Genomic DNA, 25,587 nt, shown 5'->3' with positions numbered 1-25,587 from the left:
TGCGATCTCTCGATCCGGTGTGCCGGCGGTCTTGCGCCGGAGATGATCTTGTTGACCTCATCGCGTCTTGCGCGAATGCACGGCCATAGACAGCAGAATGCTTACTGCAGTCTTAAGGAACAGCGTAAATAAAGGGTTAACCCGATTTATGCATTGCTGCCGGATCGACCTGCTTTCATGGGTTTGTCATGAGAGCAGGATGCGTCTCTGCATCGGTAATGCACAATATTCAAGCAGGTTTACTTGCGCGGGCTTGGAGGCGGAACCGGCACGGAGAAATCCATCCCCTGTCGGAAGATCGACCCCGGCGACATCGTGGACAGATCGGCCGCCGCAGCGGGCACCGCTGTTCCCTGCGAACCGGCGCCGACTGCGTCCGTGGCAGCGCTTTCCTGCAGTTTCGCGCGAATTTCAATCTCCGCGAGGCGCAGGGGATTGGCGACCGGCGTGGGCACGGCTCCCGCCGGAATGGCCACCTCGAGCGCGGGCGCGGATCCATTTGCGGCCGGCGAGGCAGTCGGGTTGCCGAGGCTCACTTCCAGCGGCCGGTAGGCAACGCGGCGCGGGCCGAGGGTCCGGTCGAGGATCTTGGCCCAGTCCGGTTTGCCGTTTGAGAGTGTGAAACCGCTCTCATCGATGTCGTCATCGTTCTTGTCGCCTCCGCCGGCGAAGAAAAGAAAACCGCCGCGGCTTTTGTTTTCCATATCGAACCGGGCCATGTAGCCCTTCGCGCCCGGACTGTTGTTGCGCCTGCAATACCCGTTGGCGGGCGGATTGCCGGATGAGCCGGAAAGGCTGGTGATTTTCCGTCCGCCGCCGCCTTTCCGGAAGCCTTCATCGAACAGCTCCCGCGCGAAGGCAGTACGTTCCAGACCCGAGCCGGCGCCCAGAACAACGGCAATCAGCGTCCGGCCGCGCCGGGTCACGGAGGCAGCGACGTTGTAACCGGAATTGCAGATATAGCCGGTCTTCATGCCATTCGCGCCGGGGACCCGAAGCAGGAATTCCCGATTCGCCGACCGCAGGGTCTTCTTGCCCAAGCGAATGCCGGGATGATTGTAATAGGCTTCCGATTCGGGGAAGTCCTGCCGCAGTGCCATTGCCAGGATGGCCATGTCGCGGGCCGTGGTCACCTGACCGTTGTCCGGCAGGCCGTGCGGATTGGTGAAGGATGTATTGGTCATGCCGAGCCGCCGGGCTTCGGCATTCATCATGGCGATGAAACCGGCTTCCGAACCGGCAATCGCCTCGCCAAGCGCCACGGCGACGTCATTGGCCGACTTGACCAGGATGATCTTCAGGGCCGCATCGACGGTAAAGCGCGTTCCGACCTTGAACCCCATCTTGCTCGGCGGTTCGGAGATGGAGTTCTGCGATTGAACCACCGCGGACTTGAACGATGCCCGGCCTTCCCGGATCGCCTTGAAGGTTACATAGGCGGTCATCATCTTGGTCAGCGAAGCCGGATACCATTTGCGGGTGGCGTTTTCCTGCTCGAGCACCGCGCCGGTCCCTGCATCGACAAGAATATAGGCGCCGATATCCGCCCGCGCCGGGCTCGACGCCAGGCACGACAGGAGAACGATGGTGGCCAGGCAGATGGATGTCAGGCGGCCAAATGGGCTTGCGAACACGGAAATCCCTCGCTTGTCATCCCGCACACGACCGCTTCACGCGTGCGATGGAGGCAATGTTAGGCTGTCGTCTCTTAAAAAAACGGATCATGGCGCCGAGAGCAAGCCCCCTCTGCACGGCAGTCCGGCTCAACCTGCAGTTTGACTGATCCACCGGAACGCGAATGTCCCGGTGCCTATCTTTTGCGCAACTGCGGATTTTGTAGGCAAACTATCACAATCCGTCTCCCGGAGGCTCGCACAATCAGCGCCTTTTTGCTCAAATTCCACAGACGAGACACGCAAGACCGCCTTGGCGCGGCTCTTGCTACAATTGCCGGATCATATTCCACCTTGCTCACCGGCCGAGCTTGGAACAAGCTGGAATGCGAGCGAACGATAACGACAAAAACTCCGGAATTCGGGGGGCGGAACAATCATGTATGATGCTGGAACAGCATCACAATCCGACCTGCAGGCCGCGGCAATGCAACGCGTCAACGGCGTTGCACGTGTGCGCTTTGCCCTGTCCCGGGGAGAAACACGCCTTGCCGACCTTTACCAGAGCGGATCCGCGAAAATCCGGCTGCCCAAGGTCTATGATACGCCCCGAACCGCCGTGCTGATCAACACCGCCGGCGGACTGACCGGCGGCGACCGGCTGGCGCTCGATGTCGCCGTCGATGATGGCGCACACGCAATTGTGACCAGCCAGACCGCCGAGCGCGCCTATCGCAGCTCCGGTGGCTCGGCAAAAGTGACAGGGCATTTCACCGTCGGCGCGGATGCGACCCTGGAGTGGCTGCCCCAGGAAACGATTCTCTTCGATGCATCCAGCCTTGCCCGGCGGATAGATGCCGAACTCGGCGCCAATGCCCGGCTGCTGATGCTGGAAAGCATCGTGCTCGGCCGCAAGGCGATGGGCGAAAGGATCGGCACCGTTTTCTTCCGCGACAGCTGGCGCGTCCGCCGCGGCGGCAAGCTCGTCTTTGCCGACGACATCCGCTTCGACGGCGATCCCGCTGACTTCCTGAACGGCAGGGCGACCGGCGGGCAGGCCCTGGCCGTCGCGACGCTGGCGGACTGCGCCCCGGATGCGCAAGACCGTCTGGCACGCGCGCGTTCCTTGCTCGAAAACCTGCCGGCGGAGACGACCCGCGGCGCGGCGAGCAGCTGGAACGGCGTGCTGGTTGCACGTTTCGTCTCCAGCGACAGCCGCGACCTGCGCAACGCCCTGATAAGCTTCTTGACCCGATACCGCTCGGCGGACCTGCCGCGTGTCTGGCACTGTTAGAATATAAAGGACTGCCCCGATGAACCTCACCCCGCGTGAAAAAGACAAACTGCTCATTTCCATGGCCGCGATGGTCGCCCGGCGGCGGCTGGAACGGGGCGTGAAGCTGAACTATCCCGAAGCGATCGCGCTGGTGACCGATTATGTCGTCGAAGGGGCCCGCGACGGTCGGACGGTTGCGGATCTGATGGAGACGGGCGCCAAGGTGCTCACCCGCGACCAGGTGATGGAAGGAGTGGCCGAGATGATCCACGACGTTCAGGTGGAAGCGACCTTTCCGGATGGCACCAAGCTCGTCACCGTCCACGACCCGATCCGCTGATCGGCGGCCCGTTTCTTGAGGAGATTGACATGATTCCCGGAGAAGTTTTCCCGGCAGAAGGCGAGATCGAGCTGAATGCGGGGCTCGAGACGGTAACGCTGGACGTTTCCAATACTGGAGACCGGCCGATCCAGGTCGGCAGCCACTACCATTTTGCCGAGACCAACGGCGGCCTTGCCTTCGACCGGGACAAGGCAAGAGGCATGCGGCTCGACATTCCGGCCGGCACGGCGGTGCGCTTCGAACCGGGGCAGACCCGGTCCGTAACGCTGGTGGCCTACGGCGGCGGCCGGACGGTTTACGGGTTCAATCAGAAAGTCATGGGGACGCTTTGAGCCGAAGAGAGGGCGGAGAGATGCAGACGGCAACGAAGGTTCAAACGCCGAGACGGGCAGGCCGGGCACCCGGCACTTTGGGCAAAATTCCGTTGCCGCTCACTACGGCTGCGCTTCTTCCGGCCGGGCTTTTCCTGATTGCGCTTGCGCTGGCAGCAGGAGGCGCACGCGCGCAGGAAACTGCCGACTGCAGTGACGCCGTCACGCAGGTGGAAATGACCGGTTGCGCCGAACAGGACTGGCAGAATGCCGATGCGGAGCTGAACATCGCCTATAAGGCCGCAATGGCCAAAATGCAGGAAATCGACGGCTATCTCGACGACAACCTGATAGGCGCTGCGGAGACCCTGCGGGAGGCCCAGCGCGCCTGGATCCCTTACCGGGACAAGACCTGCGAGGCCTACGGGTTCCTGGCCCGGGGCGGCAGCCTGGAATCGCAGCTTGTCTATGGCTGCCTTGCCGACCTGACCCGGCAACGCACCGGGGAGCTGAATGATCTCACCGGGGGGCTGGGAAACTGATGCTGAAACCGGTCCACGTCACCGCGATTGCGGCAGGCCTCGTGGCACTCGTGCCGTTGAACGCGCCGGCGCGCGCGCAGGAAAACATCGACTGCGGCTATCCGCTCAACAACAGCGAGCGCACCTATTGTGCCGAAAAGGCCCTGGGCGAAGCCGAGGCGGACATGAAGGCGGCATACGAGCGCCTTTATGAAAAGCTGGTGGAAATGGATGACGAACTGCCCGAACACCTGAAAGGCAGCCCCAACGCCCTGGAAGAAGCACAGGAAGCCTGGAAGGCCTTCAGCGACAAGGACTGCGCTGCCTACAGCTTTCCGTTCCGCGGCGGCACGCGCGGCGAGGAACTCTACCGGAACTGCCTGATCGTTCTCACCATCAAGCGCGCCGAAGACCTTAAGGCCACTGTCGACGACTATGGCAACTGAACGCACGATTTTCTGATCGCGGACTGGAGATAAAATGGCTTTCAAGATGTCCCGCGCCGCCTATGCGGACATGTTCGGACCGACCACCGGCGACAGGGTGCGCCTGGCCGACACCGACCTCATCATCGAAGTGGAAAAGGACTTCACCACCTATGGCGAGGAGGTGAAGTTCGGCGGCGGCAAGGTGATCCGCGACGGCATGGGTCAGTCCCAGGCGCCGCGCTCGGCCGGAGCGGTGGACACGGTGATCACCAACGTGCTGATTGTCGACCACTGGGGCATCGTCAAGGCTGATGTCGGCCTGAGGGACGGCCGCATCGCCGGCATCGGCAAGGCGGGCAATCCGGACGTCCAACCCGGCGTCGACATCATCGTCGGACCCGGAACGGAAGCGATTGCCGGAGAAGGTAAGATCCTGACCGCCGGCGCGCTGGACGTCCATATCCACTTCATCTGCCCGCAGCAGATCGACGACGCGCTGATGTCGGGGGTCACCACCATGCTCGGCGGCGGCACGGGCCCGGCGACCGGCACCAACGCGACGACCTGCACGCCCGGCCCCTGGCACATCACCCGCATGCTGCAATCGGCGGACAGCTTCCCGATGAACCTTGCCTTTGCCGGCAAGGGCAATGCGTCCCTTCCGGTCGCGCTCGAAGAGCAGATCCTGGCGGGAGCCGCCGCGCTGAAGCTGCATGAAGACTGGGGCACCACCCCGGCCGCCATCGACAATTGCCTCTCGGTTGCCGACGAGTACGACGTCCAGGTGATGATCCACACGGACACGCTGAACGAATCCGGCTTTGTCGAGAACACCACGGCCGCCTTCAAGAACCGCACCATCCACGCCTTCCACACGGAGGGGGCGGGCGGCGGCCATGCGCCCGATATCATCAAGGTCTGCGGCGAGACCAACGTGATCCCGTCCTCGACCAATCCGACACGGCCCTACACGGTCAACACCCTGGAAGAGCATCTCGACATGCTCATGGTCTGCCACCACCTGGACAGCTCCATTCCCGAAGACGTCGCCTTTGCCGAAAGCCGCATCCGGAAGGAAACCATCGCGGCGGAGGACATTCTCCACGACATGGGCGCCTTCTCGATCATCGCCTCCGACAGCCAGGCCATGGGCCGGGTCGGCGAGGTGATCATCCGCACATTGCAGACCGCCCACAAGATGAAGGTCCAGCGCGGCCGTCTTTCGGAGGAAAGCGGCGAGAACGACAATTTCCGCGTCAAGCGCTACATGGCCAAGATCACCATCAACCCGGCCATCGCGCACGGCCTGGACGAACATATCGGCTCGGTCGAGGTCGGCAAGCTGGCGGACCTGGTGCTCTGGGATCCGAAGTTCTTCGGAGTGAAACCGGACATGATCCTGAAACTCGGCACGATCGCCGCAGCCCCCATGGGCGACCCGAACGCCTCCATTCCGACCCCGCAGCCGGTCCACTACCGGCCGATGTTCGGCGCCTTCGGCAAGGCCATGACGGCGAGCCGCGTCACCTTCGTCTCGAAGGCGGCTTATGAAGCCGGCGTCAAGGACACGGCGGGCCTCGACAGTGTGGTCCTGCCGGTGAGGAACACCCGGAGCGGCATTTCGAAGAAATCAATGGTCCTCAACGACGCGACGCCGAAGATCGACGTGCATCCGGAAACCTATGAGGTGCGCGCCAACGGGGAGCTGCTCACCTGCGAGCCGGCAGATGTCCTGCCGATGGCCCAGCGCTATTTCCTGTTCTGACCTGCCGGCGGAAGAGGACCTGAGAACCACACGGCAACACCTGCTGAGGCTGCATGATCCGCGTTCAGAAAATCCATCCCGCCGGAAGCTGGTCCGGGAACGCCCGGGGCGAACCGGCCGACCGGATCACGCTGGACCGGGAAGACCGGTACCGCCGCCGGGCGGTGATGACCGGCGCAGGGGGCTGACCTTCCTGCTCGATGAACCGAGCGCCGTGCATCTCCGCCATGGCGACGGGCTGGAGCTGGAGGACGGCCGGTTCGTCGAAGTGCTGGCGGAGCCGGAGGACCTGGTCGAGATCGAAGCGGATGATGCGGGCCATCTGGTCCGGATCGCCTGGCATCTCGGCAACCGGCACCTGCCGACGCAGTTGATGGGCGCGACGTTGAGGATCCGCCGAGACCATGTGATCGAGGACATGGTCGCCCGGCTCGGCGGACGGCTGACGCCGGTCTCCGCGCCCTTTGATCCGGAGGGCGGCGCTTATGGTCACGGGCAGACCCATGGTCATGATCACGCCCATGGACACCATCATGAGCACGGGCACAGCCATTCTCACGGGCACAGCCATGACTGACGCCGTTTGCCTGCCTGCTCTCTACCGGCTTCTGACCTTTGTCTCGCCGGCCTTTCCCATCGGCGCCTTCACCTATAGCCATGGTCTGGAGCAGGTGATCGACGAGGGCGGCGTGGCGTGTGCCGCCGACCTGTCCGCTTGGCTGGAAGACATCCTGCGCTTCGGTGCTGGGCGCGGCGATGCGATCCTGCTCAAGGAGACCTGGCGCGCCGCTCTTGCCGGTAGCCGGGAGACGGTGGAAGAACTGCGCGACCTCGGCCTTGCCCTGCAGCCGTCGAAAGAACGGCACCTGGAATCGAGCGCCCAGGGCACCGCATTTTTCAACGCCGTCGCAAAGAGCTGGACGCCGCCGGGCGAGACCGCGGCAGGAGCCTTGTTCCGCTCCTTCGCGGAAGGCGACCGGGAGCCGTGGCCCTATCCCGTTGCCCTGGGGCTGGTTGCCGCCGCACACGCCATTCCCGAGAAGGCTGCCGTGACCGCTTTCCTGCACGCCTTTACGGCCAACATCATCTCGGTTGCCGTCCGGGCCGTTCCCCTTGGCCAGAGCGACGGCCAGGGCGTGCTCGCCGGTCTCGAGCCGGTCGTCTTCGACGTGGCCGACGAGGCAGTCGCCTCCGGCCTCGACGATCTCGGCACCTCCACCTTTCTCGCAGATATCGCCTCCATGGCACACGAAACCCAGTATTCGAGGCTTTTCCGGTCATGACTTCAAAAAACGGCCCCTTGCGCGTCGGCATCGGCGGTCCGGTCGGCTCCGGCAAGACCACCTTGACCGACCGGCTGTGCAAGGCCATGCGCGACAGCTATTCGCTCGCCGTCATCACCAACGACATCTATACCAGCGAGGATGCCGAAGCGCTGATGCGCTCCCAGGCGCTGCCGAGCGAGCGGATCCGCGGCGTGGAAACCGGCGGCTGCCCGCACACCGCCATTCGCGAAGACGCCTCCATCAACCTGGCCGCCGTCCACGACCTGACCACCTCCATCCCCGGTCTCGACCTGATCCTGATCGAATCCGGCGGGGACAATCTGGCTGCGACATTTTCGCCCGAACTGGCCGATCTGACGCTCTACGTCATCGACGTTGCCGCGGGCGAGGAGATCCCCCGCAAGGGCGGGCCCGGCATCACCCGGTCGGATCTTCTGATCATCAACAAGACCGATCTCGCCCCTCATGTCGGCGCCGATCTGCAGGTGATGGACCGGGATTCCCGGAAGATGCGCAAGGACCGGCCCTTCGTCTTTGCCAACATGCGGGCGGGCGAGGGTGTCGAAACCGTGGTGAAGTTCATCATCGAAAAGGGCGGGCTCTGAACCCGATCGTCCCGGGCCCGTAACTTTGTTTCGAAGGGTGGCAAATACCGGCTCGACATATTACTGATAGGGGATGCTTCGACCGGCCCGCATCAACTGCTGCGGACGTAAATCCTTGCGTTTTTTGAACGCATTAGACCAAGGGCTGGGCGACTAAAGTACCAAATGTTGGTTCTGGACGCTGACAGGGGCCATGAGCATAATGGCCCCGACAAATTAAGGGCCGGCGGTGAGGACGGAAAAAGCCTGCCGCTGAGCCGAATGTGGTTTCTGGGAGGTTCTCACATGTCTGACACTGTTTTTCCCGTTCCCGCGGAAGTGGCCGCCCGCGCGCATATCGTCGACGCCCAATATCAGGAAATGTACCGGCGCTCCGTGGAGGACCCGGACGGCTTCTGGGGTGAGCACGGCAAGCGGATCGACTGGATCAAGCCCTATACCAGGGTGAAGAACACCTCCTTCGATTATCACAACGTTTCCATCAAATGGTTCGAAGACGGCACCTTGAACGTCTCGGCCAACTGCGTCGACCGCCACCTGGAAAAGCGAGGCGACAAGCCGGCTATCATCTGGGAAGGCGACGACCCGAACGAGCACAAGGTTATTACCTATAACGATCTCCACCGGGAGGTGAACAAGTTCGCCAATGTCCTGCACGGTCAGGGCGTCAAGAAGGGCGATCGGGTCACGATCTACATGCCGATGATCCCGGAAGCGGCCTATGCGATGCTGGCCTGCGCCCGGATCGGCGCCATCCATTCCGTGGTCTTCGGCGGGTTTTCGCCTGACAGCCTTGCCCAGCGCATCGAGGACTGCAAGTCCGAGTGTGTGATCACCGCCGACGAGGGCCTGCGCGGCGGACGCAAGGTGCCGCTGAAGAGCAATGTCGACAAGGCCGCGGAAAAGGCTCCGGTCAAGAGCGTCGTCGTCGTCAGGCGCACCGGCGGCGACATCGCCATGCGCGAGGGCCGCGACGTCTGGTATCACGAAGAGGCGGACCGGGTGTCCGACCATTGCCGGCCGGTGGAAATGAATGCCGAAGACCCGCTGTTCATCCTCTACACGTCCGGCTCCACGGGCAAGCCGAAAGGGGTGATGCACACGAGCGGCGGGTATCTCGTCTACGCGTCCATGACGCATGAATATGTCTTCGACTATCATGAGGGCGAGATCTACTGGTGCACGGCGGATGTGGGCTGGGTCACCGGACACAGCTACATCGTCTACGGCCCGCTCGCCAACGGCGCGACGACCCTGATGTTCGAAGGCGTGCCGACCTATCCCGGACCCGGCCGGTTCTGGGAAGTGTGCGACAAGCACGATGTCAACATCTTCTACACTGCACCGACCGCGATCCGCGCGCTTATGGGCGCCGGCGACGAGCACGTCACGCAGACATCCCGCAAATCCCTGCGGCTTCTCGGCTCCGTCGGCGAGCCGATCAACCCGGAAGCCTGGACCTGGTACTACAATGTCGTCGGGGACGGGCGCTGCCCGATCGTCGACACCTGGTGGCAGACGGAAACCGGCGGTATCCTGATTACGCCGCTGCCGGGCGCGACCGACCTGAAACCGGGCTCGGCCACCCGGCCGTTCTTCGGCGTGCAGCCGGCCATCGTCGACTCGGAAGGCAAGTTCCTGGAAGGCGCCAGCGAAGGCAATCTGGTCATAACGGACAGCTGGCCGGGCCAGATGCGCACGGTCTATGGCGACCACGAGCGCTTCATCCAGACCTATTTCGCCACCTACAAGGGCCAGTATTTCACCGGTGACGGCTGCCGCCGCGATGAAGACGGCTACTACTGGATCACGGGCCGCGTGGACGACGTCATCAACGTGTCCGGTCACCGCATGGGCACGGCGGAAGTGGAAAGCGCGCTGGTCGCTCATCCGAAAGTTTCGGAAGCGGCCGTTGTCGGCTATCCGCACGACATCAAGGGGCAGGGCATCTATGCCTATGTAACACTGATGGAGGGCCAGGAGCCGACGGACGAGCTCAAGAAAGAGCTGGTGCGGCACGTTCGCAACGAAATCGGCCCGATCGCCTCTCCGGATCTCATCCAGTTCGCCCCCGGCCTGCCGAAAACCCGCTCCGGCAAGATCATGCGCCGCATCCTGCGCAAGATCGCCGAAGACAGCTTCGACAGCCTCGGCGACACCTCCACGCTGGCGGACCCGACCGTCGTGGACGATCTCATCGACAACCGGCAGAACCGGGCTCGAGCCCGGTAAGGTTCGGCAGGGCATGCAGAAACAGGAAAAGGCCCGCCGATCCGGCGGGCCTTTTCCATTACGGTTCGCAGCTCATTTCGACAGGTGGATCGCCTGGATCTTCTTGGCGATGTTGCCGAAAGCCTGAATAAGTTCCTCTTCTGAATTGGCGTAGTAGTAGCCGTTTTCGCTGGCGCAGTTTTCCATCACCTTGACGGGATTGTACTTGTAAGGCCCGAAGAAGATCGAATAGACCTTGATACCCTCGGCTTTCATTCCGCTGCAGAGTTCCATTGCACGCTGGGACGACTCTCCCCAATAGCCCCAGCTGCTATCAGGGCGCCAATACTCGTTCGTGCCGTTCTTGCAGGTCTCCGTGATGTACCACCTGTCCTGACACTGTTTTTTTGTCAGGCTCTCCTTGTAGTAGTACCGGTTGAAGTCCCCGTCGGTCATGATGATGGCGAACTTCAGGATCTTTTCATCGTCGTAGGAAGCCGGCACGCTGGCCTTCGGCCAGAGATCGGCCCATTTCGGAGATAGGGTGTACCATCCCCAGGCGATGCCGGTCTGCCCCGCGGTGCCTCCGCTCGTCGTCAGCTTGCCGATAGCGGCATCGATCTTGTTCCGCTTGGCCGTCAAGGGTTCCAGCTGCGGTGAGGGAGCGCAGCCCTTCGAACCGCCACCAAAATAGGAGTTTTCGTTCTCGCTGTCGTAGTCATAAGGATCGTCGGTGAACTGGGCAGCACCCAATCTCTCGGTAACGCAGTTCTGCGTACCTTGCGCGCCCTGCGCGACCTTGTTGGCAAATTCCCCCAGATTGACCCCCTCGCTATAGGGGATCATCGAGATCCGCACCTTACTCTCCGCTTCGCTGGTATCCTTCGGGATGAGAATGTTGAGCGCCGACCATGCTGCCTTTTTCAGCGACTCCACGTGGGACGCCATCGATCCCGTGACGTCCAGAACCATCGCAAGTTCGACATCGTAGCGTGAAAAAGTGGCCTGAGCACTTGTGCCGAAGGTAAAGGCCTCTGGACCCATGGCTTCCTTCCCGAAGCCGCCAATATCGAGGAAGTAGTTCTCCAGTGACGCTGACGAGGACACGGAGACCTGGCCGTTTTCGGGATCGACGGTGTGCGTGAGATTCTTCAGGGCCTCGTCCAGGAACTCGGCATTCCCCAGATTGGCCTTCATGGAATCCGAGAGAGCCTCTTTTATCTCTTTATCCGTCATCAGAGAAGACGACAGTTCCGCGGCCAGTGAAAGAGCCGCGGCATCGAGCGCGTAGGAGAGCTTTTCCCGCGCGCTCACTGCGCGCGAAATGTCGACCGCCAGACCGCCCATCACGACGAGCAGCACCACCGTCAGCCCGAACAGCGGTAGGATCGATGCGCTTTTGTCCTGAACGAGATCTCGGAAAAGAGATCGCAACCGGTTAAACTGACTCTTGTTCATGGTGCCCTCTTGATGCTCAAGAGTACTACCTTAGAAAGGTGGTCAAATCCTTAAATCGACCTTCGGTAGGAAGTTAAAAACCAGTTAATACTACCAAGAAATTGAGCCTTCTACCGGAAGACCTAATACAGCGCGACAAGTTTTTATCTTCTACTTTTACGTGCAGCAACGCGTTCTGGAAAGCGTCGGATTGCCTGCTATTTGGAAAGATAGATCGACTGGATCTTCTTGGCGATGTTGCCAAAAGCAGTGATCAGTTCCTCAGGTGAATCGGCTTCGTAGTAGTAGCCGCTGCCGCTGGAACAGTTGCTCATCAGGTCGGCGCCGAATGCGGATCCGCCGGTATCGAAATATACGGCATAGACCTTGATGCCGCTCTCCTTCATGGCGTCACACAGTGCCCGGGCACGTACTGCCGGGGGATCGTCGTAGTCGGAGTTGTTGTGATACCGTTCGACCCAATGTTCGCTTGTCGAGCACTTGCCCTTCCGATCGCATACTTTTGATCGGCTGTATTCGGCGTTGAAATCGCCGTCGGTCATAACCAGCGCGAACTTGAGAGCATCATCGTTCGCGTATGGTTCGGGATCGCTTTCCACCGGCCACAAGGGAGCCCAGTTCGGCGACAGCGTGTACCAGCCCCAGGCAATCCCTGTCTGGCCGCCTGTACCGCCGCCATCGGTGAGATCCGAAATCTCGTCGACCAGGGTTTCTCTATTTGACGTCAGCGGGACGATTTCGCTGTCCGGGCACTTGTCGGTGCCGCTGTAGACATACTCGCGGCCGCCATCGATACGGATGTGGTACTCCGGCCGTCCGTGGAAGAAATCGGATTCCTCGCCAAGATAATTATAGACCGCATCGGTGAATTTCTCTGCTCCCTCGCGTTCGTTCACGCAATTTGCCGATGTTGCTTCGCCGTCCGTCACGTCGTCGGCGTAACTTCCCAGGTTCACGCCCTGGGAATAGGGAACCAGCGAAATCCTGACCTTGCTGTCCGCTTCGGAGGCTCCTTCCGGAATAAGGATATTCACGACGGACTTGGCCGCGGATCTCAATGTATCCATGTCATATTGCATCGAGCCGGTGACATCGAGAACCATGGCCATCTCGACGTTGAATCTCGAGAAGGACACCTGTGAGCTGGTTCCGAATGTGAACGTCTCCGGACCAAGGCTGTCCTTCATGTATCCGCCCAGGTCGATGAAATAATTGTCGAGCGCGGCAGAGGAAGTGACTGTGACGGTACCGTTGTCGCTGTCGACGTCGAAGCTGAGATTGGCGATTGCGTCATCCAGGAATTCTTCGCCGGTAAGATTGGCCTTGAAGGAATCCGAAAGCGCCTGCTTGATCTGCGCGTCCGACATGAAGGAAGTGGAGAGATCAGCCGCGACGGTAAGTGCCGCGGCATCCAGCGCATAGGCGAGTTTTTCGCGCGCGCTGACGGTGCGCGTTACGTCCACTGCCGCACCGGCAGCCACGATGAGCAGGATGACCAGGATCCCGAACAGCGGAAGGACCGATGCAGTGCGGTCGGTCCTGAACTTGCTGGCGAGGGATTGGAAGACGGGAGTACGGAACTTGCTCATGGCAGCCTCTTAACGCTGCGTGAGTACTACCTGAGAAAAGTGCCTAAACCCTTAAATCGACCTTAAGTATCCGGTTAAAATCCCGTTAACATATTCCGGTCCCGAAACCCATGGGCAAGACCGTCCCCGATACGTGCGGCAGCATGGGCCGGGGCTTTTGAAAGCCGGGCCTCATGGCTCCAGTTCGGTGTCCCAATAGAGGAAATCGAGCCAGCTGTCGTGCAGGTAGTTCGGCGGGAACCCGCGGCCGTTGTTGTGGAGATCCTGAATGGTCGGCTGGAAGGGCATGTGCATCGGCCACATGTTCAGCTGCGCGCAGGACTTGTTGGATTTACGCAAGTTGCAAGGGGAGCAGGCGGTGATCACGTTTTCCCAGGTGGTCAGGCCGCCCTTGGAGCGTGGAACCAGGTGATCGAAGGTCAGCTCGTCCTTGGAGCCGCAATACTGGCACTGGAATTTGTCGCGAAGAAAAACGTTAAAGCGTGTGAAGGCGGGATAACGGCTGGGTTTGACGAAGGTCTTGAGGGAGACAACACTGGGCAATCGGAATTCGAAGCTCGGACTTCGAACCGCCGCGTCATATTCGGCGACAATGTTCACCCGATCCAGAAAGACCGCCTTGACGGTGTCCTGCCAGGACCACAAAGACAAGGGATAGTAACTCAAAGGCCGGTAATCCGCATTGAGCACCAACGCCGGATGGCCCCCCGGCGATACCGCTATCGTCACCTTCCGCTCCTCACACCCAGTGCATCTCCGCGTTCAGATGATCGCAATCAAGATGCTCCAACATCTTAAAGCCGATCCGCGTCTCTGCCTTCATGCGTTCTTACATGAAACACGCTGATCCGGTCGGATCGCCCGCTACCCGGTCATTCGGACGGCGGAACATGTCCATTTGTGATGGGAGTATTGTAGTGCCGAGGTGACAGTCTTGTGAAGCCCGGCGCGTTCTTTTCTGGCGCCAGTTGTTAATATGGTTTTTCCGGGAAGGGGTTTTCCCTAAATCTATGAATCGTTTGCGCAAAATCCGGGTCACCTGCGGAATGCCCCGCGTTTTGCCTTGGAAACGAGAAAGGGCGCCCTGGGGCGCCCTTGTCAATTCTGCGTTCCGCAACGAATCATTTCACCGTCCACTCGCGGATGTCGACGAAATGACCGGCTATTGCCGCTGCCGCGGCCATGGCCGGCGAAACCAGGTGCGTACGGCCCTTGTGACCCTGCCGGCCCTCGAAGTTCCGGTTGGAGGTCGAAGCGCAGCGCTCGCCCGGCTTCAGCTTGTCGGCATTCATGGCAAGGCACATGGAGCAGCCCGGCTCGCGCCATTCGAAACCGGCCTCCTTGAAGATGACGTCCAGGCCTTCTTCTTCCGCCTGTTCTTTCACCAGGCCGGAGCCCGGAACCACCATGGCGCTGACGCCGGGGGCGACCCTGCCGTTGCCGATCACGGCCGCCGCGGCACGCAGGTCTTCGATGCGCCCGTTGGTGCACGACCCGATAAAGGCCCGGTCGATCCTGATATCGGTGATTTTGGTGCCCGGCTTGAGACCCATGTATTCCAGCGCACGCTTCTTGGACTGGCGGCGGTTTTCATCCTCGATTTCGTCCGGGTCCGGCACGACGCCCTCAACCGCGACGACGTCTTCCGGGGACGAGCCCCAGGACACGATCGGCGGAAGGTTTGCCCCGTCAAGCTCGATCACCTTATCGAAATGGGCCTCCGGATCGGAATGCAGGGTCTGCCAGTAGGCCATCGCCATGTCCCAGGCTTCGCCCTTCGGTGCCTTCGGGCGGCCCTTGATATAGGCGAATGTGGTTTCGTCCGGCGCGATCAGGCCGGCGCGGGCGCCCGCCTCGATGGACATGTTGCACACCGTCATCCGGCCCTCCATGGAGAGCGCGCGGATTGCCTCGCCGGCATATTCGATCACATAGCCGGTCCCGCCGGCAGTGCCGATCTTGCCGATGATCGCCAGTACGATGTCCTTGGCGGTGACGCCGGCCGGAACCTGGCCGTTGACCTTCACCAGCATGTTCTTGGCTTTCTGCTGGATCAGGGTCTGCGTGGCGAGCACGTGCTCGACCTCGGAGGTACCGATGCCGTGCGCCAGCGAACCGAACGCACCATGGGTGGACGTGTGGCTGTCACCGCAGACGATGGTCATGCCGGGCAGGGTAAAGCCCTGTTCGGGACCGACGATATGGACAACGCCCTGACGCAGATCGAGCTCGGAATAATATTCGATATCGAATTCGGCCGCGTTCTTGGCCAGCGTGTTGACCTGCAGCGCGGATTCCGGATCGTCGATGCCGTGGCTGCGGTCGGTGGTCGGAACGTTATGATCGACCACGGCCAGCGTCTTCTGCGGCTGGCGCACCTGGCGTCCCGTCATGCGCAGGCCCTCGAAGGCCTGCGGACTGGTGACCTCGTGCACCAGATGACGGTCGATATAAAGCAGGCCGGTGCCGTCCGGCTGCATGTCGACCACGTGGTCGTCCCAGATTTTGTCGTAAAGCGTCCGTGCCTTGGCCATGGGTCTCTCCTCATTCCGGCCGGATCGGCCGCGCGCTTGTCCGCTGCGCTTGCCTCCGGCGCTTCTTGCCGCGTCCATGTAAAGCCGCAGACAAGATGCTCTGACATTTCAAGAGCGATCAACTTTCCGCCTTCACGCAGGATGCGCATGAAAGCAGGTCGACCTAGTGAATGACGCAGCTCCGCTTCAAGGTCAAGCGTTGCGAGTTGAGCTGAATTCAACTGAGATTGACCGGGAGTGCGCCTTTAACAAAAAAAGGCGGCCCGAGGACCGCCCTTTCGTGAACTTGCCTGCCGTGCCGGCTTATTCGGCTGCGTTCTCTGCAGCGTCCTTCTCGGCCTGCTTCGCTTCGGCCTTTGCAACCTTGGCAGCGGTGGCTTCGGCGCGGGTCTCTTCGTTGAGACGCTTGGCGCGAACATTGGTGTTTTCGACGATACGGGCGGACTTGCCGCGGCGGTCGCGCAGGTAGTAGAGCTTCGCACGGCGGACTTTACCGCGGCGGACAACCTCTACGCCTTCCAGCATCGGCGAGAAGATCGGGAAGACACGCTCGACGCCTTCGCCGTAAGAAATCTTGCGGACCGTGAAGCTTTCGTTGATGCCGCCGCCGGAACGGGCGATGCAGACGCCTTCGTAAGCCTGGGTACGGGTCCGGGTACCTTCGGTGACCCTCACGTTGACGCGGACGGTGTCACCCGGAGAAAATTCGGGAAGCTTGCGCTGATCCTCGATTCTCGCCATTTCCTCAGCATTGAGCTGCTCGATGATATTCATGGCATTTTTCCCTTTTCAATTACAAAGCGGTCAGAGCGTTCCCCGCTCGGGGCCAGGAACGAATTCACCGACTTTGGGCCATGTCGCATATCCGCCGGATTTCATGGGCTTTTCGGGTGTTCAGGTACCCTCGCTCACATTCGGGGGAGCCTGAGACAGGCCCCTGCCTTCATCCTGCTTGGCGGGCGTATACAGGATTTTCCCGGCCATGTCATGCGCTTTTTCGGGCACAGCCGCGTCTGCCAGGCAAACCGCATTCCGACCTTGGCCGGAGAGCAAGCCGGCAGAAAAGGCCCACAGTTCGTATCCACCGGAGCTGACCGGAGCCTAATCCACGTCGTCCTCGTCCGCCATATAGGCCTCCCAGAGATCGGGCCGGCGCTGGCGGGTCAGGCGTTCGGCCTCGGCCATGCGCCACTCATGGATTTTCCGGTGGTTGCCGGAGGTCAGAACCTCGGGGATCGGCATGCCTTCGAAATCGGCCGGGCGCGTATAGTGGGGATGTTCCAGCAGCCCCGTCTCGAAACTTTCCGTATCGCCGCTTTCCTTGTTGCCCATCACGCCGGGAATGAGGCGGACCACGGCGTCCAGCATGGTCATCGCGCCGATTTCACCGCCAGAAAGGATGTAGTCGCCGATGCAGATTTCCTCCAGCCCACGGGAATCGATCACCCGCTGGTCCACCCCCTCGAAACGGCCGCAGACAATGACGGCGCCCTGCCCTTCGGCAAGCTCGCGCGCCCTTGCCTGGTTGAACGGATGGCCGCGCGGGCTCATCAGAAGCTTCGGGCGCGGATCATCTGCCGGCGCGGCCGCATCGATCGCCCTGGCAAGGACATCGGCCCGCAGCACCATGCCGGCGCCGCCGCCGGCCGGCGTATCGTCGACGGACCGGTGCTTGTCGGTGGCAAAGTCACGGATCTGGCGGGTTTCCAGCTCCCACAGGCCCTTTTCCAGCGCCCGGCCGGAAAGGCTGTGGCCCAGAGGCCCGGGAAACATGTCCGGATAGAGCGACAGGATCGTTGCTTTGAAGGCCATGAGCCGGTCCGTTCTCGTTCAACCACCAGATGCTGCAGCCGAACCGCAGCAAGACTTTGTTAACCAAACCCGCGAAACACGCCTTTTTCAGCGGGGTCATTTGCCGGCTGGAAAGCTCTGATTAAGGCTCCCTGTCTAAACTGACAAGCGCGTTTCAATCGGGTATCCGGCCGTGCTCAAGTTCCCTGTCATTCGTTTCAAGCTTCCCGCCTTTATGCAAGGACGCATCGCTCGGCATTATATCGATTTTTCCCTGAGCCGGGTGCTGCCGCTGACGGCTCTGATGAGCTTCGGCATCCTGATGGGCCTGGTGTTCAATACCGGCGTCGGGCACCCTTATGACAAGGTCATTCATATCGGCTTTTACGCCCTGCTGACCCTTTCCATCCACGCCCTGTTCTGCTGCCGCTTGCGCATTTCCGCCGTTGTCGCCTTCACATTGGGCCTGGGGGGCGAAGTGATGCAGGGCTTCCTGCCACATCACGAAATGTCGCTGTCCGATACGGTGGCAAACGGCATCGGCGTCGCGCTGGTGGTGGCGCTTATCGCATTGGTCCGCTCGGAATCGCGACAGGCCCTGCTCGACGACACGCAAGACCTCGATCTCGGGAAAATGGGACTGCAGGCGGTGCCGACCCGTTACCTGTCCGGCGCTTCTTCCGAAGGCTCGCCCTCGGACAAATAGTCCTCCGGCAGGTCGATCTTCACCAGCTTCTCGTCCAGGTCGATTTCCGGAACGAAGTCCTTCGTGAAGGGAATATAGAAGCTCTTGCCGCGCGCGGGGCGGATCTCCAGGAGATCGCCTGCGCCGAAATTCTGGACGGCGACGATCTTGCCGCGCGTCTCGCCGCTCCGGTCAAGAACGGTCAGGCCGTTCAGATCGGAATAGTAGAATTCGTCTTCTTCAGGTTCGGGCAACTGGTCGCGGCTGACATAAAGATCCAGCCCGTTCAGTTCCTCCGCCTGATTGCGGTCCGTGATCCCCTTGAACTTGGTGACCACGACCGTCTTCTGCACCCGCGCCTTTTCGACTTCGAAGGATCTGCCGTCCTTCGTGGTCAAAACGCCGTAGTCGGTGAAGGACAGCGGGTCATCGCCGAACGGCTTGACCCGCACCTCCCCGCGAATGCCGTGCGCCGCGCCGATTTTGGCCATCAGGACCTTTTGATCCTCTGACGAAGTCATGTCATCGGGCCTCTGACTGGAAAGCCGGTGCGGCACAGGTCATCTGGTTATTCGGCGGCAGCTTCTTCGGAAGCGGCTTCCTCGGCCGGAGCGGCGGCGGCTTCTTCATCGGCCAGACGCTTGGCTTCCAGGCGTTCCTTCGCCTTTGCGCCCGGCGCGGCTTTTTTCGGGTTGTTGCGCGGCTCACGCTTCACGAGGCCGGCAGCGTCCAGAAAGCGCAGAACGCGGTCGGTCGGCTTTGCACCGTTGTCGAGCCAATACTGGATGCGTTCCACATCCAGCTTTACTCGCTCTTCGGATTCCTTCGGCAGCATCGGGTCGTAGGAACCGACCTTTTCGATGAAGCGGCCATCGCGCGGAGAGCGGATGTCAGCAACAACGATGCGGTAGAACGGGCGTTTCTTGGAACCGCCGCGTGCCAGGCGAATTTTCGTAGCCATTTTGTATCTCCAGTTTTTTCAGTTGCCGGCTTCAGCGGCAATGGCTTCATGGTGCCGGATCACTTCGTGAACGATGAAGTTCAGGAACTTCTCGGCAAAGTCAGGATCGAGATTGGCGTCGCCAGCAAGCTGCCGCAGCCGCTCGATCTGAATCTTTTCCCGCGCCGGATCGGCCGGCGGCAGATTGTTGGTCGCTTTCAGAACACCCACCTTCTGGGTGCATTTGAACCGTTCGGCGAGCATGTGAACGAGCGCCGCGTCGATATTGTCGATGGAAGCCCGGAGCGCCTTCAGCTCCTCGAGGGCCTCGCTCTGGCCCAGCCGGGTTTCGGCTTCGCTGACGCTCATCGTTTCTTGCCTTTGCCCGTGCCCGGCAGGCCGGGAAGTTTCGGCCCTCCGAGGCCCGGCAGGCCGGACATTCCAGGAGGCAGCCCGGGGCCGCCCATGCCGCCGGGGAGACCGGACATTCCGCCCGGAAGGCCCTTCGGCAGGTCCACGCCGCCCGGAAGCTGGCCAGATTTCGCCATTTCATCAAGCTGCTTGGGATCGACATTCGGCATGCCGCCGCCCAAGCCGCCCATCAGCTTGCCCAGCATGCCTTTTTTCTTGCCCATGGACTTCATCATGTCGCCCATCTGGCGGTGCATCTTCAGCAGCTTGTTGACCTCGGCCACCTCGACGCCGGAACCGGCGGCAATGCGCTTCTTGCGGCTTGCCTTCAGAAGGTCCGGCTTGTGGCGCTCGGTCGGGGTCATGGACTGGATGATGGCGATCTGGCGCTTGAAGACCTTGTCGTCGATATTGGCCGCCTCGATCTGCTTCTTCATCTTGCCGACGCCCGGAAGCATGCCCATCATGCCCGACATGCCGCCCAGCTTTTCCATCTGCTGGAGCTGCTCGGCGAGATCCTCCAGGTCAAAATGACCCTTCTGCATCTTCCTGGCCATCTTGGCGGCTTTTTCCGCATCGATGGCTTCCGCCGCCTTTTCGACGAGCGAGACGATATCGCCCATGCCCAGAATGCGGTCGGCGATCCGCTTCGGATGGAAGTCTTCCAGCGCATCGGCTTTTTCGCCGGTACCGACCAGCTTGACCGGTTTGCCCGTGACGGCGCGCATGGAAAGTGCAGCACCGCCGCGCCCGTCACCGTCCATACGGGTGAGCGCAATGCCGGTGATGCCCACGCGTTCGTCGAAACTCTGGGCCAGATTGACCGCGTCCTGACCGGTGAGGGAGTCGGCGACGAGCAGGATTTCATGGGGCCGGGTGGCGGCCTTGACGTCCGCCATCTCCACCATCAGCGGCTCGTCGATATGGATCCGGCCCGCCGTATCGAGCAGGACCACGTCATAGCCGCCCAGCTTGGCGGCGGAAATCGCCCGCTTGGCGATCTCGACCGGTCCCTGGCCCTGGATGATCGGCAGCGTGTCGATGTCGTTCTGCTCGCCCAGGATCTTCAGCTGTTCCTGGGCCGCCGGACGGCGGGTGTCGAGCGAGGCCATCAGCACCTTGCGCTTGTCGCGCCGGGTCAGGCGCCGCGCAATCTTGGCCGTCGTCGTGGTTTTACCCGAGCCCTGCAGACCCACCATCATGATCGGCACGGGTGCCGGGGCGTTCAGGTCGAGCGGCTCGGCTTCCGTTCCCAGCATCTCGACGAGCTGGTCATGCACAATCTTGACGACCATCTGGCCGGGGGTCACCGATTTGACCACTTCCGCGCCAACCGCCCGGTTGCGGACCTTGTCGGTGAAGGAGCGAACGACCGGCAGGGCGACGTCAGCCTCGATCAGCGCGCGGCGGATTTCGCGCAGCGCTTCATTGACGTCATTTTCCGACAGCGCACCGCGGCCGGTTAGCTTGTCGAAAATTCCGCTTAGTCGATCGGACAGGCTTTCAAACATCAACTGGTCCTTACAGTCATCGGTTTCGGGAGATCTCCCGAACCATATGGGCAACCGTGCTTCAAATCCAAGCCGCGGCGCTTGCGCAAAGCGGTTTGCCACCCGAGGGCGCAACGCGCTGTCGGGTGTTGACCTCCGGGCTCTCTTTAGACCTTTGCGGGTCCCGGTCGGCGGATCAGATTGTCGGTCACTCGTATGGAGTTGGCGGGTCTATGCCTGAAAGAACCGGAAGAGTCAAGGAATGCGCCGGATTTCGTGAGAGCCGGTGATCAGGGGCCTGTCGCAGGAGCCACGTCGCTGGCGGAGATCAGGGATGTCCGTCATTCCGAACAAGTGCAGCAACGCTGCGCGCAGATCCGGAATCCAGAAATGGGCGTGAGCGAAGCGAACTCATTATTCATGCAAAATTCAGACGCGCCTGCGGCGCGACATATACCTGGATTCCGGATCTGCGTTCGGCTCCGCCTCCCTTGTCCAGAATGACGGTTGCAGACAATGCTGCCCCTCAATCACGCCTGGACGTTTCGTACCGCGAAGACACCTCGTAATAGTCGTTGAACCCGATCCGTTCGCGCAATTCGCCGAAATCCATCAGATCCGCAGTCCGGTCCTGACCGGATTTCAACCGCTCCAGCGTGTGGACCATGGCCTTCATCGCGCTTGCCATCAGCGTCAGCGGATAGGCGGCGATCGCGAAACCGAGGTCTTCCAGTTCCTTGTGCGGCAGGTCTGGCGTCTCGCCGCCCTCGACGATATTCGCCATTTTCGGCCCCGGCAGCTCGCGGCAGATGGTCTCCATTTCCTGGACGGTCCTCGGCGCTTCCACAAAGAGGATATCCGCGCCCAGTTCGCTGAACTTCGCCGCCCGCCCGATCGCTTCTCCGAGCCCGTGTTCGTGGCGGGCGTCGGTGCGGGCGAGGATCAGGATATCAGCGCCCGCCGCTTTGGCGTCATTGGCGGCCCGAATCCGGTCAAAGGCCTCCTCGCGCGCGACGACGGCCTTGCCCGGCGTGTGGCCGCAACGTTTTGGTGCCACCTGATCCTCGATCATCACCGCTGCGGCGCCGGCCTTGGCAAAACCGGCCACCGTCCGGCGCACATTCATCGCGTTGCCATAGCCGGTATCGCCGTCGGCCAGCAGCGGGATCCGGACCGCATCGGCTATATTGCGGGTCTGGTCCAGCACTTCGCCATAGGACATCAGGCCGAGATCAGGCTGGCCGATCCGCGAGGCGGATGCGGCAAAGCCGGACATGAAGGTCAGTCCGAAACCCGCCTGCTCGATCAGCCTGGCGGACAGCGCATCGAAACAGCAGGGCATGACGTGCAGCTTGTCCTGCGCAAGCAGGGCGCGGAGCTTGTCGGCCGGAGACGGCATGGCTTGGAACCTCAGAGCTTGAACGGGATGTAAAGGGCAAGATCGGTCCAGACGTAGAGGATCGCAACCGTTATCAGCATCAGCAGCAGAAACGGCAGCACGCCTCGGGAGACTTCCGACAGTCTGGCGCGGGCAACCGACTGGATCACATAGAGATTGAGCCCGACCGGCGGGGTGATCAGCGCACATTCCACCATCACCACCATATAGACGCCGAACCAGATGGGATCGAAGCCGAGCGTCAGGGCAGCCGGCAGCAGGACCGGCGTCATGATCAGCACCATGGACAGCGCCTCGAACACCAGCCCCATGATCAGCAGCACCACGGAAACGACGAGGATAAAGGCAAGCGGCGTATCGATGTTCTGGCCGATGAATACGGAAATATCCTGCGGGATCCGGTAGAGCGTGATCGCCTTGCCGAAGACCTTTGCCCCGGCGACGATCAGCAGGATGGCGACCGTCGTCACCATGGACTCCAGCGCCGCCTCGGTGAATGTCTTCAAGGTCAGGGTGCGCAGAAAGAGTCCGGTGATGAGCAGCGCCACCGCGAAGCCGATGGCCGCCGCTTCGGTCGGCGTCGCAACGCCGGTATAGATGACGCCGATAACGATCAGCGCAAGGGCAATCGACGGCAAGGCGCGCACCGTGCTGTCGATGCGTTCGCGGGTACTTGAGGCCGGTTCCGGCGTATAGCCGCCGAACCAGCGCGCATAGATCATGGAAAAGCCGATGAACACCACGACAAGCAGGAGCCCGGGTCCGATGCCGGCCAGGAACAGTGCGATCACCGACTGTTCCGTGACAAAGCCGTAGACGATCATCGGAATGGAGGGCGGAATGAGGATGCCGAGCGTGCCGCCCGCCGCCAGCAGCCCGTAGACGAACTTCCGCTCATACCCGCGCTGGATCATTTCGGGAATGGCGACCGTGCCGATGGTTGCGGCGGTGGCGACCGAGGAGCCGGAAATGGCGGCGAAGATGGCGCAGGAGACGATGGTTGCCACCGCAAGACCGCCGGGCCAGTGGCCGACCCAGGCATGGACGGCGGCAAAGAGGTCCCTGCCGACGCCGCCCTTGAGCAGGATGTTGGACATCAGCAGGAACAGCGGAACCGCCAGCAGGATAAAGCCGTCCAGCGTGGAAAGGATCGCCTGCGGTGCCATGAGCGGCGAAAATCCGCCGAAGATCAGCAGGGCAAGACCGAGTCCGCCAAGCGAAAAAGCCACCGGCACGCGGATGAGCAGCAGGGCGAAAAGCGCCGCGAGAATGAGGAGCGTCGTCATTCCGGCACCGCCTCTTCGGCATTCGAGCCCTTTGGCTCGCTTGCCACTTCAATCAAAGCCTGGACGAACAGGAGCGCAAACCCGACCGGAATGGCCAGCTCGGCGACCCAGGTCGGCAGGTCGAGCATGGATCCGGTTGTCCGGCCGCGCGCGAACGACTCGTGGAAGATGGCGCCGCCCTTCCAGGCGACCACCGCGCTGAAAGCGGCAATGACGAGCATGGCGAGCACATGGCACAAGCGCCTGCCCGCCGGACCGAGGCGGTCCGTCATGGCATCGACGGAGATATGCCGCCCCGTCTTCAGGAGCCAGGGCATTCCGATCATCGTGCCCCAGATCAGGCACAGCTGGGCAAGCTCGGCGGCCCAGATGGTCGGCGCGATGAACAGGTACCGTGCCAGAACCTCGTAGGTGAGCATGCAGCCGGCGAGAATGAACAACAGCGCAGCAGTCCAGGCGAGCGCCTGAAGAAACAGGAAAAAGGCTCTCATGAGACCATCGGACGGTGGGGCAAGATCGATTGCCGCTGGATGAAGGCGTAAGGCGAGCAGGGATGTTTGAGGCGATCCGGACGGCTCCGGATCATTTGTCGCGGGGCGGACGGCTGAGCGTCCGCCCCGCGATGTGACTGTCGTCAGGGTGGATCAGAGTGCGCTGGCCGCCTCCATGACCTTTTGGCCGAGAGGCCCGGCCTTTTCGACAAACGTGTCGTAGACCGGCTGACTGACGGCCTTCCAGGCGGTCATTTCCTCCTCGGTCGGGGTATAGACCGTCATGCCGTTTTCCTTCGCAGCTTCATAGGCCTGCGCTTCGATCTCGGACATGCGGTCCCGCACATCGGATTCGGCCTTCAGGGCGGCGGCCTGGATGATCGCCTTGTGTTCCTCGGGCAGACCGTTCCAGAAATCCGTGTTCACGACCACGATGAATTCGATATCCGCATTGTTGGTGACGGTTATCGTGTCCATCACTTCCCAGAGCTTCCTGGACTTGACCCCGGAAACGCCGGTCATGCCGACATCGACCGTGCCGCGCTGGTAGGCGAGATACTGCTCGGATCCCGAAATGAGTGTCGGCGCCCCGCCGGCCGCCGTCACGAAATCGCCGAGCGTCTTGCCGAAAACGCGGACCTTCTTGCCCTTCAGGTCGTCCGGCGTCTTCACCGGCGCCCCCTTGGACAGCATGATCGCGCCGCCATAGGCCTGCCACCACAGGACCGTCGATCCGGTCTCCTTGATGGCTTCGTCCAGGGGACCCCGCACGGGCGACCCGGGAGCGACCGCGGCCCGGACCTTTTCTTCCGTATCGAACAGGAACGGCTGGTAGAATATGTCGACGGCCGGAATGTCGCCGACATAACGGGTCAGCGAGGCGACGCCCATCTCGATGGATCCGGACCCGACGGCCGCGGGAACTTCCTTGTCCTTGTAGAGCTGAGCGGAATCATAGATTTCAACCGCAATCTCGCCGTTTGCATTCTTCTCCACTTCCTCTTTGAACAGAAGAACGTTCTGACCCAGATGGCTCGTCAGCGGCAGTTGAAGGGAAATGCGCAGTGTCGTGTCTGCGGCGCCGGCGGAGCCGACCGACACGCCAAGCGCGAGCGCGGCACCAAGTGCCCAGGAAAATGCTTTCATAATTCATG

Annotated in this window: 27 protein-coding genes; 12 read left to right on the top strand and 15 right to left on the bottom strand. The window is 61.6% G+C overall.

Going from position 1 to position 25,587, the window contains the following annotated elements; all coding sequences use genetic code 11:
• Positions 1 to 239 precede the first annotated feature (239 nt).
• On the bottom strand, positions 240 to 1,634 hold the full coding sequence (locus ON753_RS21195; RefSeq protein WP_265965196.1) for a D-alanyl-D-alanine carboxypeptidase family protein: 1,395 nt from the start codon (positions 1,632 to 1,634) through the stop codon (positions 240 to 242).
• A gap of 466 nt (positions 1,635 to 2,100) precedes the next feature.
• Here ON753_RS21195 and ON753_RS21190 point away from each other — a divergent pair, with 466 nt between their 5' ends.
• The 11 genes from ON753_RS21190 to acs all read left to right on the top strand — a co-directional run bounded on the left by ON753_RS21190 (position 2,101) and on the right by acs (position 10,380).
• Positions 2,101 to 2,907, top strand: a complete 807-nt coding sequence (locus ON753_RS21190; protein ID WP_265965194.1) for an urease accessory protein UreD — start codon at positions 2,101 to 2,103, stop codon at positions 2,905 to 2,907.
• 19 nt (positions 2,908 to 2,926) lie between these two features.
• A complete protein-coding gene (locus ON753_RS21185; RefSeq protein WP_265965192.1) occupies positions 2,927 to 3,229 on the top strand; it encodes an urease subunit gamma in 303 nt (100 codons plus the stop codon).
• Positions 3,230 to 3,258: 29 nt separating this feature from the next.
• A complete protein-coding gene (locus ON753_RS21180; RefSeq protein ID WP_265965190.1) occupies positions 3,259 to 3,564 on the top strand; it encodes an urease subunit beta in 306 nt (101 codons plus the stop codon).
• A 92-nt stretch (positions 3,565 to 3,656) separates the two neighbouring features.
• The gene (locus tag ON753_RS21175) at positions 3,657 to 4,085 is read left to right on the top strand and encodes a lysozyme inhibitor LprI family protein (RefSeq protein WP_265965188.1); all 429 of its coding nucleotides are present in this window, start codon (positions 3,657 to 3,659) and stop codon (positions 4,083 to 4,085) included.
• Positions 4,085 to 4,510 (top strand): lysozyme inhibitor LprI family protein, encoded by a 426-nt coding sequence (locus tag ON753_RS21170; RefSeq protein WP_265965187.1) that lies wholly within the window; start codon positions 4,085 to 4,087, stop codon positions 4,508 to 4,510. The genes ON753_RS21175 and ON753_RS21170 overlap by 1 nt, the downstream gene beginning before the upstream one ends.
• Positions 4,511 to 4,544: 34 nt before the next feature.
• Positions 4,545 to 6,257: an urease subunit alpha gene (ureC, locus tag ON753_RS21165; RefSeq protein ID WP_265965186.1), complete on the top strand. Its 1,713-nt coding sequence runs from the start codon at positions 4,545 to 4,547 to the stop codon at positions 6,255 to 6,257.
• Positions 6,258 to 6,310: 53 nt separating this feature from the next.
• Positions 6,311 to 6,445: a UreE family protein gene (locus tag ON753_RS26860; RefSeq protein WP_418068004.1), complete on the top strand. Its 135-nt coding sequence runs from the start codon at positions 6,311 to 6,313 to the stop codon at positions 6,443 to 6,445.
• Positions 6,446 to 6,471: 26 nt separating this feature from the next.
• The gene (locus tag ON753_RS21160; RefSeq protein WP_418068003.1) at positions 6,472 to 6,834 is read left to right on the top strand and encodes an urease accessory protein UreE; all 363 of its coding nucleotides are present in this window, start codon (positions 6,472 to 6,474) and stop codon (positions 6,832 to 6,834) included.
• Positions 6,827 to 7,540, top strand: coding sequence for an urease accessory protein UreF (locus ON753_RS21155; RefSeq protein ID WP_265965184.1), 714 nt, complete (start codon positions 6,827 to 6,829; stop codon positions 7,538 to 7,540). Before ON753_RS21160 ends, ON753_RS21155 begins: the two co-directional genes overlap by 8 nt.
• Positions 7,537 to 8,148 carry an urease accessory protein UreG gene (gene ureG, locus ON753_RS21150; RefSeq protein ID WP_265965182.1) on the top strand — a complete coding sequence of 204 codons (612 nt, stop codon included), beginning with the start codon at positions 7,537 to 7,539 and terminating at the stop codon, positions 8,146 to 8,148. Before ON753_RS21155 ends, ureG begins: the two co-directional genes overlap by 4 nt.
• 285 nt (positions 8,149 to 8,433) lie before the next feature.
• Positions 8,434 to 10,380 carry an acetate--CoA ligase gene (gene acs, locus ON753_RS21145; protein WP_265965180.1) on the top strand — a complete coding sequence of 649 codons (1,947 nt, stop codon included), beginning with the start codon at positions 8,434 to 8,436 and terminating at the stop codon, positions 10,378 to 10,380.
• 72 nt (positions 10,381 to 10,452) lie between these two features.
• Here acs and ON753_RS21140 read toward each other — a convergent pair whose 3' ends face one another.
• The 6 genes from ON753_RS21140 to trmD form a co-directional block, all read right to left on the bottom strand.
• On the bottom strand, positions 10,453 to 11,817 hold the full coding sequence (locus ON753_RS21140; protein ID WP_265965178.1) for a Tad domain-containing protein: 1,365 nt from the start codon (positions 11,815 to 11,817) through the stop codon (positions 10,453 to 10,455).
• A gap of 197 nt (positions 11,818 to 12,014) precedes the next feature.
• Positions 12,015 to 13,406 (bottom strand): pilus assembly protein TadG-related protein, encoded by a 1,392-nt coding sequence (locus tag ON753_RS21135; protein WP_265965176.1) that lies wholly within the window; start codon positions 13,404 to 13,406, stop codon positions 12,015 to 12,017.
• Positions 13,407 to 13,577: 171 nt separating this feature from the next.
• Entirely contained in the window at positions 13,578 to 14,135 is a 558-nt protein-coding gene (locus tag ON753_RS21130; RefSeq protein ID WP_265965174.1) for an HNH endonuclease, read from the bottom strand.
• A 392-nt stretch (positions 14,136 to 14,527) separates the two neighbouring features.
• Positions 14,528 to 15,940, bottom strand: a complete 1,413-nt coding sequence (gene leuC / locus ON753_RS21125; RefSeq protein ID WP_265965172.1) for a 3-isopropylmalate dehydratase large subunit — start codon at positions 15,938 to 15,940, stop codon at positions 14,528 to 14,530.
• Positions 15,941 to 16,243: 303 nt separating this feature from the next.
• A complete protein-coding gene (rplS, locus tag ON753_RS21120; protein ID WP_265965171.1) occupies positions 16,244 to 16,714 on the bottom strand; it encodes a 50S ribosomal protein L19 in 471 nt (156 codons plus the stop codon).
• 327 nt (positions 16,715 to 17,041) lie between these two features.
• The gene (trmD, locus tag ON753_RS21115; protein WP_265965170.1) at positions 17,042 to 17,752 is read right to left on the bottom strand and encodes a tRNA (guanosine(37)-N1)-methyltransferase TrmD; all 711 of its coding nucleotides are present in this window, start codon (positions 17,750 to 17,752) and stop codon (positions 17,042 to 17,044) included.
• 172 nt (positions 17,753 to 17,924) lie between these two features.
• Between trmD and ON753_RS21110 the strand changes: the two genes are divergently transcribed.
• The gene (locus tag ON753_RS21110) at positions 17,925 to 18,437 is read left to right on the top strand and encodes a VanZ family protein (protein WP_265965169.1); all 513 of its coding nucleotides are present in this window, start codon (positions 17,925 to 17,927) and stop codon (positions 18,435 to 18,437) included.
• Here the strand turns inward: ON753_RS21110 and rimM are convergent.
• The 8 genes from rimM to ON753_RS21070 all read right to left on the bottom strand — a co-directional run bounded on the left by rimM (position 18,392) and on the right by ON753_RS21070 (position 25,579).
• Positions 18,392 to 18,937: a ribosome maturation factor RimM gene (rimM, locus tag ON753_RS21105; RefSeq protein WP_265965167.1), complete on the bottom strand. Its 546-nt coding sequence runs from the start codon at positions 18,935 to 18,937 to the stop codon at positions 18,392 to 18,394. The genes ON753_RS21110 and rimM overlap by 46 nt on opposite strands.
• A gap of 47 nt (positions 18,938 to 18,984) precedes the next feature.
• Entirely contained in the window at positions 18,985 to 19,377 is a 393-nt protein-coding gene (gene rpsP, locus ON753_RS21100) for a 30S ribosomal protein S16 (protein WP_265965165.1), read from the bottom strand.
• 18 nt (positions 19,378 to 19,395) lie between these two features.
• Positions 19,396 to 19,725: a chorismate mutase gene (locus ON753_RS21095; protein WP_265965163.1), complete on the bottom strand. Its 330-nt coding sequence runs from the start codon at positions 19,723 to 19,725 to the stop codon at positions 19,396 to 19,398.
• Complete coding sequence (gene ffh, locus ON753_RS21090; protein WP_265965160.1) at positions 19,722 to 21,278, bottom strand: signal recognition particle protein; 1,557 nt, start codon at positions 21,276 to 21,278, stop codon at positions 19,722 to 19,724. The genes ON753_RS21095 and ffh overlap by 4 nt, the downstream gene beginning before the upstream one ends.
• Before the next feature lie 505 nt (positions 21,279 to 21,783).
• Positions 21,784 to 22,656: an isocitrate lyase/PEP mutase family protein gene (locus ON753_RS21085; RefSeq protein ID WP_265965158.1), complete on the bottom strand. Its 873-nt coding sequence runs from the start codon at positions 22,654 to 22,656 to the stop codon at positions 21,784 to 21,786.
• Between the two features lie 11 nt (positions 22,657 to 22,667).
• The gene (locus ON753_RS21080; protein ID WP_265965156.1) at positions 22,668 to 23,942 is read right to left on the bottom strand and encodes a TRAP transporter large permease; all 1,275 of its coding nucleotides are present in this window, start codon (positions 23,940 to 23,942) and stop codon (positions 22,668 to 22,670) included.
• Positions 23,939 to 24,433 (bottom strand): TRAP transporter small permease, encoded by a 495-nt coding sequence (locus tag ON753_RS21075; RefSeq protein WP_265965154.1) that lies wholly within the window; start codon positions 24,431 to 24,433, stop codon positions 23,939 to 23,941. Before ON753_RS21075 ends, ON753_RS21080 begins: the two co-directional genes overlap by 4 nt.
• Positions 24,434 to 24,586: 153 nt before the next feature.
• Positions 24,587 to 25,579 carry a TRAP transporter substrate-binding protein gene (locus tag ON753_RS21070; RefSeq protein WP_265965152.1) on the bottom strand — a complete coding sequence of 331 codons (993 nt, stop codon included), beginning with the start codon at positions 25,577 to 25,579 and terminating at the stop codon, positions 24,587 to 24,589.
• Positions 25,580 to 25,587 lie beyond the last annotated feature (8 nt).

This window comes from Roseibium salinum (assembly GCF_026240905.1).
Lineage (GTDB): Bacteria > Pseudomonadota > Alphaproteobacteria > Rhizobiales > Stappiaceae > Roseibium > Roseibium salinum.
This window is presented reverse-complemented; position numbering and strand designations above follow the sequence as displayed.